8 protein-coding genes are annotated in these 14,290 nt (G+C 47.2%); 6 read left to right on the forward strand and 2 right to left on the reverse strand.

The annotated features are described in order from the left end of the window. Positions 1-182: transposase (locus LZ23_RS24830; protein ID WP_045217086.1), on the reverse strand; the 182-nt coding region annotated here is incomplete at its 3' end. Between the two features lie 706 nt (positions 183-888). Between LZ23_RS24830 and LZ23_RS19995 the strand changes: the two genes are divergently transcribed. Then, positions 889-2,724 (forward strand): methyl-accepting chemotaxis protein, encoded by a 1,836-nt coding sequence (locus tag LZ23_RS19995; protein WP_045217090.1) that lies wholly within the window; start codon positions 889-891, stop codon positions 2,722-2,724. Between the two features lie 276 nt (positions 2,725-3,000). Here LZ23_RS19995 and LZ23_RS20000 read toward each other — a convergent pair whose 3' ends face one another. Continuing rightward, positions 3,001-4,506, reverse strand: coding sequence for a protein adenylyltransferase SelO (locus LZ23_RS20000; protein ID WP_232300554.1), 1,506 nt, complete (start codon positions 4,504-4,506; stop codon positions 3,001-3,003). Positions 4,507-5,532: 1,026 nt separating this feature from the next. On the opposite strand from LZ23_RS20000, the gene glgX reads away from it, so the two are divergent. The 5 genes from glgX (at position 5,533) to LZ23_RS20030 (ending at position 14,283) form a co-directional block, all read left to right on the forward strand. Further along, the gene (glgX, locus tag LZ23_RS20010; protein ID WP_045217094.1) at positions 5,533-7,635 is read left to right on the forward strand and encodes a glycogen debranching protein GlgX; all 2,103 of its coding nucleotides are present in this window, start codon (positions 5,533-5,535) and stop codon (positions 7,633-7,635) included. Beyond that, entirely contained in the window at positions 7,625-10,303 is a 2,679-nt protein-coding gene (treY, locus tag LZ23_RS20015) for a malto-oligosyltrehalose synthase (protein ID WP_045217096.1), read from the forward strand. The genes glgX and treY overlap by 11 nt, the downstream gene beginning before the upstream one ends. A gap of 226 nt (positions 10,304-10,529) precedes the next feature. Then, the gene (gene treZ, locus LZ23_RS20020; protein WP_045217098.1) at positions 10,530-12,296 is read left to right on the forward strand and encodes a malto-oligosyltrehalose trehalohydrolase; all 1,767 of its coding nucleotides are present in this window, start codon (positions 10,530-10,532) and stop codon (positions 12,294-12,296) included. A 62-nt stretch (positions 12,297-12,358) separates the two neighbouring features. After that, the gene (locus LZ23_RS20025) at positions 12,359-13,039 is read left to right on the forward strand and encodes a DUF5752 family protein (protein ID WP_045217099.1); all 681 of its coding nucleotides are present in this window, start codon (positions 12,359-12,361) and stop codon (positions 13,037-13,039) included. Further along, positions 13,039-14,283, forward strand: a complete 1,245-nt coding sequence (locus LZ23_RS20030) for a glycosyltransferase (protein WP_045217101.1) — start codon at positions 13,039-13,041, stop codon at positions 14,281-14,283. Before LZ23_RS20025 ends, LZ23_RS20030 begins: the two co-directional genes overlap by 1 nt. The last annotated feature ends 7 nt before the right edge of the window (positions 14,284-14,290 follow it).

A 14,290-nucleotide genomic window follows, 5' to 3' on the forward strand; every position in this document is an offset into this window, starting at 1 on the left:
CAATCCTGGGGACGTTTTTCATGTTTAGCCATCGTGGTACTTCCTGGGTGCTGGATTGTTTTAAGCCAGTATCGCATGGTAGACGCAGGTACTCCCATATCTTTGGCGACCTGAGCTTGAGAATTAGAACCTGTAAGTACCATTTTGACTACATTTTCCTTAAAATGCAAAGAGTAAGACATTGAAATAACTCCTGCCCCTTGTGATATTAAAAATAGGATGAAAGAGATATTTGGCTCCAAGAGGAGGCCCCCCGGGGGGCCTCCTCTTGGCCCTCCCTCAAAATTCATCCAAGGCGACATCTATCCTGACACATGGGGGGCGCAAAGCTCTCATCTTTGACGGAACTTTTCAGGCAAATGTGCATCAATCATAAGCAAAAATCGTAAAAATATGAGAATTGTAACCGTCTTATTTTGTTAGCAAAACGATTCCAGTTACTTGTAAGCTTTAACCATTTGGCTGAAAAGATTAATTTAGTGCAATGGGGTTATCTTCTGTTTCCCCTAACACTCAACCAGTTTTGCTGAAACCTCGATCTTATACTTGCTCATTGGTAGATCCATTCACGGGTTTGAAGTTTGTAACTGCCAAAACATGGTATATATCATTGTTAATATTCAGCGATTCTCTCATGTCTTGTTGAATTTGAATAAGGTCTCTAAATAGAACCTCATGGAAGATTCAGGTCCGTCCGCACAAATCGTTAAATTTCAAGGGTTTACGTTAAAAAACGTAGCCCCTTTTTTTATGGTTTTCGAAAACTCGGTCTGTATTGCAAAATTTTGTGCATTTTTTGAAAAGCTGTTCTCAGGAGCAGGACACCCTGCGCCCTGTTCAAAAAATTTGTAACTGACCATCAACTCTACATAGAACAAGGGGTTTATAATGAAAATAAGCAGAGTATTTATTGCCATTGCTGGTGGAATCTGTTTTTTGGCCATGGCCATTCTAATCATCAGCATCAACAGGATAATGGAGAGAGAAATCACCACTCAATATGAAGAAAAAGCAGATATGCTTCTTTTCAGCATGAAAGCAGTTCGCAGTCATGTGGGATCAGTGATCAGGCCGGAGGCAACAAACCTGCTTGATCCTGATGACTTTGTTGTCGAACTCCAGTCAACCTCATATGCTGCCAACCGGGTCTTTGATGCCATGCCACAAGATCGTAAATACGAAATAGTTTTCAGAACACCCTCCACAAAACCTATGAATCCCGATAACAAAGCCACAGCTGTAGAAGCTGATTTGATTCAACTTCTGGACCGAATGCACCTTGCAGGGGACCGCGATCTGGAATGGCGTGGAGTCAGGCAGGTAGATGGGGTTGATCATTATATCATAGCTCAGGGAGCAATAAATGCCCGCAGCTGTCTGCCTTGTCATTCCTATCCTGAAGATGCTCCCCTGTCCATGCAAAAGAGATACTCATTTGACTACCCACCAAGACTTGAAAACAGAGTGGAAACTGCTGAAATAGTATACATTCCCATGTCATCAATCTATGCCACCATCAGAAACGCCAACCAAGTCCTTTTTGTTCTTGGCGCTTTGGGGCTGATATCCATAGTCGCAGCTGTTTATATTCTGTTTTCAAAAATGATCAGCTCACCTCTCAGCAGACTCAGGCAGTACACTCTCGCAGTAGAACAGGGTGATCTGGATACCGACATTAAAGGAACTTTCAGGGGCGAGCTGGCATCTCTTAAGTCAGCTGTTCAGGGTATGGTCCTCAAACTCAAGGAAAAAATCCTTGAAGCTGAAGACAAAACTCAGGAAGCAGAAAAAGAATCTCAAAAAGCTATGAATGCCGTACAGGAGGCAGAAGAAGCCCGGAAAAAAGCAGAGATGGCCAAAGCTGAAGGTATGCAGCATGCAGCCTCTAATGTTGAAATTATTGTGGACCGTGTAACTGGCTCCATTCAGGATCTGTCCACACAGGTCAAGCACGCTTCAGACAGCGCACATTCCCAGAACGAAAGGGTTGCTGAAAGCTCAACTGCCATGGAAGAAATGAATGCAACAGTTCTCGAAGTCTCCAGAAACGCTTCCAGTGTGGCTGAGAGAGCCGATGAATCAAAAGAAAAAGCGCTATTAGGCTCTGAAATAGTACAAAAGGCAGTCGATGCCATTATGAAAGTTCAGAATCAGGCTGATTCTCTAAGGGACAACTTAGGAGGCCTGGGGAAAGAAGCTGAAGGAATCAGTAAGATCATGAATGTTATTGATGATATAGCTGACCAGACTAATCTGCTGGCTTTGAACGCGGCCATTGAGGCAGCAAGGGCAGGAGAAGCCGGCCGGGGTTTTGCTGTAGTTGCAGATGAGGTGCGTAAACTTGCGGAAAAAACAATGAATGCCACCAAGGAAGTCAGTCAGGCAATTTCATCCATTCAGGATGGTACAAAAACCAATATCCAGGCCATGGAAGATGCTGTTCTTGTAGTCCAGGAAGCAACAGAGCTGGCCAGAAAATCAGGAAAGGCCCTTGAGGAGATAGTCAGTCTTGTAAGTGCGGCTGCTGATGATGTCAGGTCCATAGCAACAGCCACTGAAGAGCAGTCAGCATCCAGCGACCAGATCACCATCAGCCTTGAGGAAATAAGCAGGCTGTCATCTGATACAGCCAAAGTCATGGATAATTCTGATCAAGCCCTCAAAGAACTGCTCATGCAGGTTCAAAAGCTTCAAGATCTTGTTAAGGAAATGAAAGAGCAATAGCATGCATAAATCAGCATGTTCTTATGCTGACAACAGGCAGGCTGTGTCTTCTATGCACAGCCTGCCTGTTTCTGGACTTCGGCTTTCAGCAGTTCATTGCCCCCCAGTACTGGAACAACAAGATATCTCAACCGCCTGCCTCAAAACCCAATCAAATCTCACGGGTTCTGTCTAGGGCGCACCCGGCCCCAAACCTGCGAGCAACTATAAAGTGCAGCTACCAAAAGCTGGATCATAATACAGCGACTTTTCTGACAGGCTGTTTTTTTCCCAGGCTCAGGTACCGCAAAAAGTCTGATATGATGCAAACTCCGGCCCCGGAGGCATGCGGTAATGACTGGACTGCGAATTGTCTTCAAAAGGTTTGGCAAGAACACTCATCAGCCTGTGCATAACCGAATAATCCCCTTTTGATTCAGCAGTTTCCAAGGCTTCCTCCACTCGATGATTTCTCGGAATAACTGCCGGATTGTTTTTGTCCATTATTGCGTGTGATTCGTTGATGCTTAGAGACTGGCTTTTCAGCCTGTTCATCCACTCACCGTGCCAGACTGCAAAAGCCTGGTCGTGAAATAAAGGATCATCAGGCAACTTCTTGAGATGAAGATTTCGAAAGGTATTGGTAAAATCAGCCCTGTGCTTTTGCATAAGACTCAGCAGCCCTTCAATCAATTCAGGATCTTCCTTTTCAACACCTGACATCCCCAATTTACGTTTCATCCCGTCCAGCCAGAAACTTTCAAAGATTTCAGGAAATGACTCAAGGACTCTTGTAGCCTTTTTAATAGCCTCGTTCTCGTTTTTGCTTATGAGTGGAAGCAGGGTCTCAGCAAAGCGCGTCAGGTTCCACTGACATATCCGGGGCTGGTTACCGTAAGAATAGCGTCCCTGTTGATCAATGGAGCTGAATACTGTTGCCGGATCATAGCTGTCCATAAACGCACAGGGTCCGTAATCAATGGTTTCTCCGCTGAGGGCCATGTTGTCGGTATTCATTACTCCGTGAATAAAGCCAACACATTGCCATTTTGCCACCAGTGAGGCCTGGCTGCTTACAGCTGCCTGTAAAAGGGCAAGGCAGGGATTAGCCTCTGACTTAAGATCAGGGAAGTGACGATTAATGGTGTATTCAGCAAGAACTTTAACATCTTCAACACCTCCCTGGCACGCTGCTGCTTCAAAAGTGCCAACCCGGATATGACTGGACGCAACTCTGGTCAAAATGGCACCTGGCAGAAGTGTCTGGCGCATAACATTTTCGCCTGTAGTGACAACTGCCAGAGCTCTGGTAGTGGGAATGCGAAGATAATACATTGCTTCACTGATTATATATTCCCGGAGCATGGGAACTAACGCTGCCCTTCCGTCTCCGCCTCGAGAAAAAGGGGTCCGCCCTGACCCCTTGAGCTGGATGTCAAAACGTTCTCCCTGGGGAGTTATCTGTTCGCCCAGAAGAATGGCCCGACCATCTCCCAGCACGGTAAAGTATCCGAACTGATGCCCGGAATAGGCCATAGCCAAGGGCTCGGCATTTTCAGGTAACTGGTTGCCGGAAAAGATAGCCGCGCCCTTGTCTGATTCAAGTTCATCCGGGTTAAGACCAAGAAACCGGGCCAGAGAGGAGTTAAAAACCACTATTTTGGAAGAACTTACCTGAACCGGATCAAGACAGGCAAAAAAAGAAGATGGAAGCTTTACATAACTGTTGTGAAAATTCCATCCCTGGGAATTAGTGCCGAAGTTGTCTGTTTTTTCTTTATGATACATAGGGTTACTTTGCATGCTGTTTCGTGGAAAACGAGGTTTATGTTGATGGGAGCATTACCGGTTTCTGAAAACTGTAAATTTGATTAGTAACTTACCGTTCCAACCCTGTAATAAATAGCAAGAAAATTTTAATCACTGACAAGACCAATAAGGTCCAAAATCCGAATTCTTCAGCCTTCAGCCTTCAGCCTGAACTGCCCTGCTGCTTGACTGTTTATTTCTGCGGATTAGCTTCTAACTTGAGAGTTCAAAGTTCCTGGCTGAAAGAAACAAAATCAATAAATATCGTTAGATACCTGGTCCTGAAGACATATTGAGCTGCTAAAACAGCTAATACAAATAAACAATTATATAAAAACTTTTGACTGTCCAGGGTAAATCCAAGCCTGGCGCTGTCAGTAACCCTGTCAGCAACCCAGAGTTAAATAATGAATGCGCAGCCATAGTTGGGACAGACACTCTCAGAACCACTTGTGCATCAGCCAGTGTTTTCAATGCGTCACTTTTGAGGCAAGCATCTTCCCGGAGAGCAGGCCCCCTTCCGGGCTGTATGCCTGTAAGCAGGAAGCCGTGCCCCATTCAAAGCTCTGCTGCGTTTTTTCAAATTGGCACAAGTATTGTTACAGCCATCATATCTCATGGATTGACTGTGTGGTTCCATGAAGTCTAAGGCGGGCTGTGCCTACAACCTGAATTATACAGGAATTGTTTAGTTGGGGCGATAACCGTACTTTTCAGACTGAAGGCTGAAGGCTGAAGAATAAGATTCCTGGACGTTATTGCTCTTTCAGGGTTAAAAAAACTTTCTTGTTATATGATTCCCCTGCAAAAAGTCAGGAAATGAGGTGACTCGGCAAAAAGCATCTTCATAACTCTTTGTTTTTACTGACTCCCCTCCGGGGCGTAGGCCCCTATGGGCCGGAGGCTGATCCCTGTCTCCTGACTCCTGCGACTGCAAAAAAGGGTTTTTGCAGTCGAATCTTATATTCTACAGGATTGAAAAGGTAAGTTACTAAACAGTTACAAATATAGGACTATGAAATGAAAGTATGGCCGGGACACCCTTATCCATTAGGGTCAACTTATGACGGATCAGGAACAAATTTTTCCATTTTTTCCGGAATAGCCCAAAGAGTTGAGTTGTGCCTGTTTGATTCAGAAGACAGGGAAACCAGAATTGACCTTCCAGAGGTAACAGGTTTCTGCTGGCATGGCTACCTGCCTGAAGTCAAACCTGGTCAGCGTTACGGCTACCGGGTCCACGGACCATGGGAGCCTGAAAATGGACACCGCTGCAATCCGGCCAAACTGCTCATTGATCCCTGCGCCAAAGCTGTTGAAGGACAGGTTGACTGGAATGAAGCTGTGTTTTCCTATAAATTCAATGAAGGTGAAGACAGTATCAACGAAGCTGACAGTGCTCCGTTTGTTCCTCGCTGCGTAGTTCACCAGCCAGTCTTTGACTGGAATGATGAGCGCCAAATTCGCCGACCATGGCATGAAACAGTGATTTATGAAACACATGTCAAAGGCTTTACCGCGAGACATCCGGGAATCCCCCGGGAACTGCGCGGGACATATGCCGGACTGGCCCACCCCACCAGCGTTGAATACTTTAAGAAGCTGGGAATAACTGCTGTGGAACTGATGCCTGTTCACCAGTTCATTCATGACAAGCACCTCATTGACCAAGGTCTTTGCAATTACTGGGGATATAACTCCATTAATTTTTTTGCTCCGCATAACGAATACTCTTCAAACAAAGGTCCCGGAGCAACAACCCAGGAGTTCAAGCATATGGTCAAAACCCTGCACCGGTCTGGAATCGAAGTGATCCTGGACGTTGTCTACAATCATACCGCGGAAGGCAATCATCTGGGTCCCACCCTTTCTTTCAAAGGAATCGACAACAGCTATTACTACCGGACCATGGCCGATGATCCGCGTTACTACATGGACTACACCGGCACAGGTAACAGCCTGAATATGCGCAACCCCTACGTCCTGCAGCTTCTGATGGATTCTCTGCGTTACTGGGTTTTAGATATGCATGTGGACGGGTTTCGCTTTGACCTGGCCTCAGCCCTGGCTCGCGAGCTGCACGATGTAGACAAGCTGTCTTCATTTTTTGATCTTATCCAGCAGGACCCGGTCATCAGCCAGGTGAAGCTCATTGCCGAACCCTGGGATGTGGGTGAAGGAGGATATCAGGTGGGTAACTTTCCGGCAGTATGGTCTGAATGGAACGGCAAATACCGCGATTGCGTCCGTGATTTCTGGGCTGGACGCGACCAGACTCTTGGAGAGTTTGCCTACCGCCTTACAGGCAGTTCTGATCTCTATGCCAATGATACTCGCCAGCCTTTTGCCGGCATCAATTTTATTACAGCCCATGACGGCTTCACTCTTAACGATCTGGTATCCTACAATGAAAAACACAATCAGGCCAATATGGAAGAAAACAAAGACGGCCACGATAACGAAGGTTCATGGAACTGCGGCGCGGAAGGACCCACTGATGATCCTGATATTCAGGACATGCGTCGCAGGCAGCAACGCAACTTTCTGACCACTCTGCTTATTTCTCAGGGAGTCCCCATGCTTCTCGGCGGCGATGAAATCAGCCGAACCCAGCAGGGTAATAACAATGCCTACTGTCAGGATAATGAAATATCCTGGTACGACTGGGAGAATGCTGATGAGCAACTCTTTGAGTTTGTCAGAGGGCTTATTGCCTATTACCATAATCACCCGGTATTCAGAAGAAGGCGCTGGTTTCAGGGCCGAAAGATTCATGGCCAGGACATTTCCGATATAGCATGGTTTACTCATGCCGGGGAACAGATGGCTGAAGAACAATGGGGGCAGGATTACGCCAAATCCATGGCAGTGTACCTTAACGGAGGCGCAATCCCCAATCCCAACCCCAAGGGTGAACCTGTTACAGACAATAGTTTTTACCTTATATTCAACGCCCATCATGAAGAACTGGAATTTATCCTGCCTCCTGAAACATGGGGAACGACCTGGAAAAAGGAACTGGATACCAGCACAGGGTGGGTGGACAATGAAGAAATACTTAAACCCGGGCAAAAGTTGACAGTAATTGCCCGATCTATAGTGGTGCTTCGTCATGCCTCATAAACCAGCTGCAACATACAGGCTGCAGATGCGTCCGGACTTCGGATTCAAGGCGGCAACTGAAATTCTGCCATACCTGGCGGATCTGGGAATAAGCCATGTCTATACATCCCCTTACCTTCAGGCTGCAAAGGGCAGCACCCACGGTTATGACGTTGTAGATCCTACCAGAGTCAACCCGGAACTTGGCGGAAAAAAAGAACATAACGTTTTTTGCAGAACTTTGAAAAAACATAGCCTCGCCCATATTCTGGATCTGGTTCCCAACCATATGGCAATTATGGGCAGCCAGAATCCATGGTGGTGGGATGTTCTGGAAAATGGGCCGTCCAGCCCTTATGCTTTTTTTTTCGACGTGGACTGGGAGTCCTCAGAAGACCGCTGGCCCAACAAAATACTTTTGCCCATACTGGGCGACCATTATGGCCGCATTCTGGAAAGAAATGAGTTGCGGCTCAATCACCAGGGCAGCACGTTCACCCTGCATTATTTTGAGCATATCTTTCCTGTGGATCCTTCCAGTCTTGGAGATTTACTTGCCAGCGCAGCCAGAACATCCGGCTCAGATATGCTGGCCTTTATTGCTGATTGCTGCAGGCGACTTCCAAGACCTACAGTCACCAGCCGTCCTGGAGTCAAACGCCGGCACCGGGACAAGGACATAATCCGGCAACTTCTGTCTGACCTTTGCGGCAAAAGCAGGCTGCTGAACGCCATAGCTGCTGAAGTAGAAAAAATTAATCAGGACGTAGATCTTCTGGACTTACTCATAGAACAGCAGAATTACCGCCTGGCCTTCTGGCGCACTGCCGGACGGGATCTTGGTTACCGCCGTTTTTTTGATATCAACGAACTGGCAGCCCTGCGGGTTGAAAACCAGGAAGTTTTTATGACTACCCATGCCTTGCCACTGAAGTGGGTTCAGGAAGATAAAGTTCAAGGTCTAAGGGTGGATCATCCTGATGGTTTGCGAGATCCTGCCGGATATTTCAAGCGCCTTCGAAAACATTGCCCGGATGCGTGGATTCTGGTTGAAAAAATCCTTGAGTCCCATGAAAGACTGCCCCAGGACTGGCCTGTTCAGGGAACAACAGGATATGATTTTCTAAACCTGGCCGGAGGAATTTTTATTGATCCTAAGGGCATGCAGGGCCTGGCCGCTCTGTACTCTGAAATCACCAGCATAAAAGATGACTTCACGAGTCTGGTTCAAGCCTGCAAGCATCAGGTCATCAGCCACTCCCTGGGCAGCGAGCTAAACAGACTGAGCGCTCTTTTTGTGGCCATATGTGAAAGACATCGCAGGCATAGAGATTATACCCGTGAAGATTTGCATCAGGTTCTTATGCAGGTGGCCGCTGCTTTTCCGGTTTATAGAAGTTATGTCAGATCTGAGCAGGAAAGACAGTCCAAAGAAGACATGGTTCCGGCTGTCTCTGAATACGACAGGTATTATATCAGGCAGGCAGTAATGGATGCACAGGGGCAGGATCCGGGGATTGATCAGGAACTTCTGAATTTTCTGGAAAAAATCCTTGTTTTGGAAATACCGGGAAAACTTGAAGGAGAGCTTGCCATGCGCTTTCAGCAATTCACCAGTCCGGCCATGGCCAAGGGAGTCGAAGACACTGCTTTCTACCGTTACAATCCATTGATATGTCTCAATGAAGTGGGAGGTGATCCTGACAGATATGGGGTATCTGTGGATGAACTTCACAAATACGGTGAATATATTCAGGCCAGATACCCTTTGACCTTGCTTGCCGGAACCACTCACGACACCAAGCGCAGCGAAGATGTCCGGGCCAGGCTGGCACTTCTTTCTGAAATTCCTGGACAGTGGGCCCAGGTGGTAAAAAGCTGGTTCAAAAAAAATGAAAAACTGCGGATTAGCAACTTGCCTGATGCAAATACAGAATACTTTATTTATCAGACTCTAATTGGAGCATGGCCTGTCAGCGCTGACCGGCTGCATACTTATCTGGAAAAAGCCATGCGCGAAGCCAAGCTTTACACATCCTGGACCAGACAGGATCAGGATTATGAACAGGCAGTTCAGGATTTTGCCCAAGCCCTGCTCAAAGACAAGGACTTCCACTCCAGCCTGGAGGACTTTCTGGTACCGCTGATTCCGGCAGGGCGGATAAACAGCCTTGCCCAGACTCTGCTGCGCCTTACTTTTCCGGGAGTACCTGACATCTATCAGGGCAGTGAACTATGGGAAATGAGCCTGGTTGACCCGGACAACAGAAGACCTGTTGACTTTACACAACGTCGCACCCTTCTAAAAGAACTGCCTGAACTGAATATACAAGAGATTATGGAACGAATGGAAGAAGGGCTTCCTAAAATGTGGCTCATGCGCCAGGCTCTTCATTTTCGCCGTAACCATCCTCACCTGTTCGGCTCAGACAGCACTTACATGCCATTGCACGCCAAAGGGGAAATGGCAGGTCATGTAATGTCCTTTTGTCGCGGCAACAAGGCCATAACCATCATCCCCAGACTGGTAATGAAACTTCAAGACAACTGGGGCGACACTACTCTGGAACTGCCCCCTGGAGAGTGGAACAATCTTCTTGCCGGAGAACACTTTTCCGGGGGTACACAGGAGCTGGCCAGGCTGCTGGGAAAATTTCCAGTGGCTCTTCTGGTAAAGGATGAACATTAATATAATATTTGTAACTATTCAGTATCTTGGATGCCTCTGCCCAATTTAAACAAGGATCGTTAAGCTGGGGCGATAACCATAATTTTCAGACTGAAGACTGAAGGCTGAAGGCTGAAGAGTAAGGATCTTGGGTATTATTGCTCTTGTCAGGGTTAAAAGTTTTCTTGTTTTTTTCTACAGGATTGAGGCAGTAAGTTACTAATATTTTGCAGAAGGACACATAAACATGTCTGACTTAACTACACGCAACAAAATAAACCAGCCCCCTGAATTGGGTGTCTGGGCACCTTTTGCTCATAATGTGGAACTGAGCATTGACCGTAAAAGCCTTACCATGTCACCAGACAGCAATGGCTGGTGGAAAACGGAAAACATACCAGCCCATGGACAGGACTATTCTTTCATGCTGGACGGCAAGGGACCGTTTCCTGATCCGCGCTCAGCGTGGCAGCCTCAAGGTGTGAACGGTCCCTCACGCAGGCTTGATCATCAACGCTTTAAATGGAGCGACAAAAGATGGCAGCCAGGTCCCATATCTTCTTCACTTATCTATGAGCTGCACATCGGTACTTTTACACATGAGGGAACCTTCAAGGCTGCTGCCAGCCGCCTGGATCATCTTCTTGAACTTGGAGTGACTCATGTTGAACTTATGCCGGTTGCTGAATTTTCCGGTGAATACGGCTGGGGATATGACGGAGCAAGTCTGTTTGCGCCCCATCACGCATATGGCCATCCTGAAGAACTCAAGGAACTAATCGATACCTGCCACCAACGTGGACTGGCTGTACTTCTGGATGTTGTCTACAACCATCTTGGCCCGGTGGGCAATTATCTGCCTCGTTTCGGACCTTACTTTACCGGACACTACAATACTCCATGGGGTGATGCGGTCAATTTTGACGGCCCTCACAGTCATGAAGTCAGACGTTATTTCATAGACAACGCCCTGATGTGGCTGCGCGACTACCATTTTGACGGTCTGCGCATAGACGCTGTCCACGCAATCTTCGACACATCAGCCATTCATTTCCTGGAACAGCTGTCCACCGAGGTTAAAGAGCTGGAGTCCCAGCTGGGAAGACATCTAATTCTTATCGCGGAAAGCGATCTCAATGACCCACGCATTATCCGTTCTCGGGAAACAGGAGGTTACGGTCTTGACGCTCAGTGGAACGAGGATTTTCATCACGCTCTTCACGCTTTGCTGACCGGTGAAAAGCAGGGATATTATGCTGATTTTGGCAGCATTGATCATTTGTCCAGAGTAGTGAGCCGAAATTTTTCCTGTGATGGCTGTTATTCGGTTTTTCGCAAAAAGATTCATGGCCGGCCGGCTGCTGATCTTTCAGGACACAAGTTTATTGGGTGCCTGCAGAATCATGATCAGGTGGGCAACCGGGCCGCGGGTGAAAGAACCAGCCACCTGCTTACAACTGATCAACTAAAAATCGGAGCAGCCCTTGTGTTTACATCGCCTTTTATTCCCATGCTTTTCCAGGGTGAAGAATGGGGGGCATCAACACCTTTTCTGTATTTCACTTCACACAATGACCCGGAACTGGCTGAAGCGGTCCGGCAGGGAAGGCGCAGGGAGTTTTCCTCGTTTGACTGGCCACAGGAAGACATTCCCGACCCTCAGGATCCGGATACATTCAAAGCTTCCAAACTAAACTGGGATGAAAGAAATCTTGATCCCCACAGGCAAATCCTTGACTGGTATAAAAAAATCATTGGCCTGCGCAGACTGCTTCCTGATCTAAGCAACGGACGCAGTCACGAGGTCAAAGTGGAATTTGATGAAGAGCAAAGCCTGCTTATTGTTATAAGAGGCACAGTTATTATGGCTTATAATCTGGCATCCCGGGAACAGACTCTGCTGCTGCCTGAAATATCCCGGAAAGGAAAAATCCTTCTGGCATCCCATGAAAAACTGTTTCTTGAAGGCCGGAAAATTCAAATGCCCGCTCATTCTGTAGCTTTTTTAATCTGAAGTTCTGAGTTTATGTCGCATTGCGACAGGATTGAACAATAAACATGTCAGCGAGGTAAAATATGTCACCCAATAATTCCACTACTGATCAAACCTTTTCTCTTAAAGACTGCGCACTTATTGCCATAGCTACAGGCCGCAGAGCCTTCACCCTGACTGAACTTCGCAATCATATCCGCGATGTCGGCATTGACTGCATTTATCACCATTTCTGGGGAGGACTGCTGGGGGTCAGCTTTGAGGAATCAGAATTCAACAATGATTTCGCCATCTGGTGCCGCAAGCACCTTCATGAACCTGCCCTGGGTGAGCAGCTATCCGTCATTGATCCTGTTGAGCATAAAAATCTTGAGGATCTGCGCCTTGAAGTCCTGGATGTCATTGATTCCAGGCTGGATGAAAGCGATGCTTCTCTTTTTTTAAGAGCTGCCAGACCTTTTGACTTTCTGCGTTCCCTGCTGGTTATTTTTGATACCGGAAAAAAATTAATTCGGCCGGAAGATCTGCCTTCGGTTCTGCCTGAGCTTACCACAGGCAGTATTTTTTATCATTTTATTGATGCCCGTTGCAGGCTTGATGGCGGATTAGACGATTTCCGGTTCTGGCTGTCAGGATTTGGAGAAGAATATTCTACATTGTGCAAAAAGCTAAGTGGCATTGATCCATTTTTCTCCAGTTTGAGTCAGGTTCAGGAGGAATTAACATATGTGTGCAAGCAACACCTGAACAGGGAGGAAATATAATGAGCCAACTACTTGAAGCATACACCGAAGTAGCCGGAAGAGATGCCATTTCTCAGCTGCGGCAACTGGCGGATCACCTGAAAGATAAAAAGGTTGTACATGTAAATTCCACCCGTGTAGGAGGAGGAGTAGCGGAAATTTTAGAGAAACTGGTTCCCTTAAGCAATGAGCTTGGCCTTGACACCTGCTGGGAAGTAATCAGCGGAACTGAGGAATTCTATCAATGCACCAAGGCCATGCATAATGCTCTGCAGGGGTTTTCCGGGCCCATTGCAAAGCACCTGCTTGATGCTTATGAGCAAACCAACCGTGGTAATGCTGAAAAAATGAGAGATCAGCTGGAACAGGCTGATTTTGTCTTTATCCATGATCCACAGCCTGCTCCCCTTCTCAATTTATGCCCGGGACGCCGGGGAAGCTGGATCTGGCGATGTCATATAGATGCCAGCCGTCCTTACCGTCCGGTATGGAGATACCTGCGCAATCATGTAAATAATTTTGATGCAAGCATATTCTCTCTTCCGGATTTTTCACAGGACCTTCCTCATGCCCAGTATATAATCCCTCCAAGCATTGATCCCCTGAGCGATAAAAATATTGACCTGCCTGAGGAAGAGATATTCTCAGTTCGGGAAAAGTTCGGCATTGATTCTCAAAGGCCCATGATTCTGCAGGTTTCAAGGTTTGACCGGTTTAAGGATCCTGTTGGAGTCATCGAGGCCTACCGTCTGGCCAGGAAATTCAATCCTGACCTTCAGCTGGTGCTGGCCGGGGGGTCAGCTACAGATGATCCCGAGGGTGAGGCAATGCTTCAGGAAGTAAGAGCTGCCGCAGGTGAGGACCCTGATTTAAAGGTTCTGCTTCTTCCTCCTGACGCTCACAGGACTATCAACGCCCTGCAGAGAGCTGCCGACATAATCATTCAAAAATCAACCAAAGAAGGTTTCGGTCTGACCGTTACTGAAGGACTGTGGAAAGGCAAACCAGTCATTGGAGGTGATACAGGCGGAATTCGTCTGCAGGTGGTCAACTACCATACCGGATTTCTGGTCCATACTCCCCAGGGCGCGGCCCTGCGCATCAGGTACCTGCTGCAGCGCACGGACCGAAGAATGGAGATGGGCTACAAATCCCAACAGTTTGTGCGGGAAAAATTCCTTCTCACGCGGCAGTTGCGGGAATATCTTACTTTGATGGTGGGAATGCTGCACAAGGCCGACTATCGCATTGAACTCGCATCGTAAGGAACTT

Origin of the sequence: Desulfonatronovibrio magnus (genome assembly GCF_000934755.1) — a bacterium.
Taxonomy (GTDB): domain Bacteria; phylum Desulfobacterota; class Desulfovibrionia; order Desulfovibrionales; family Desulfonatronovibrionaceae; genus Desulfonatronovibrio; species Desulfonatronovibrio magnus.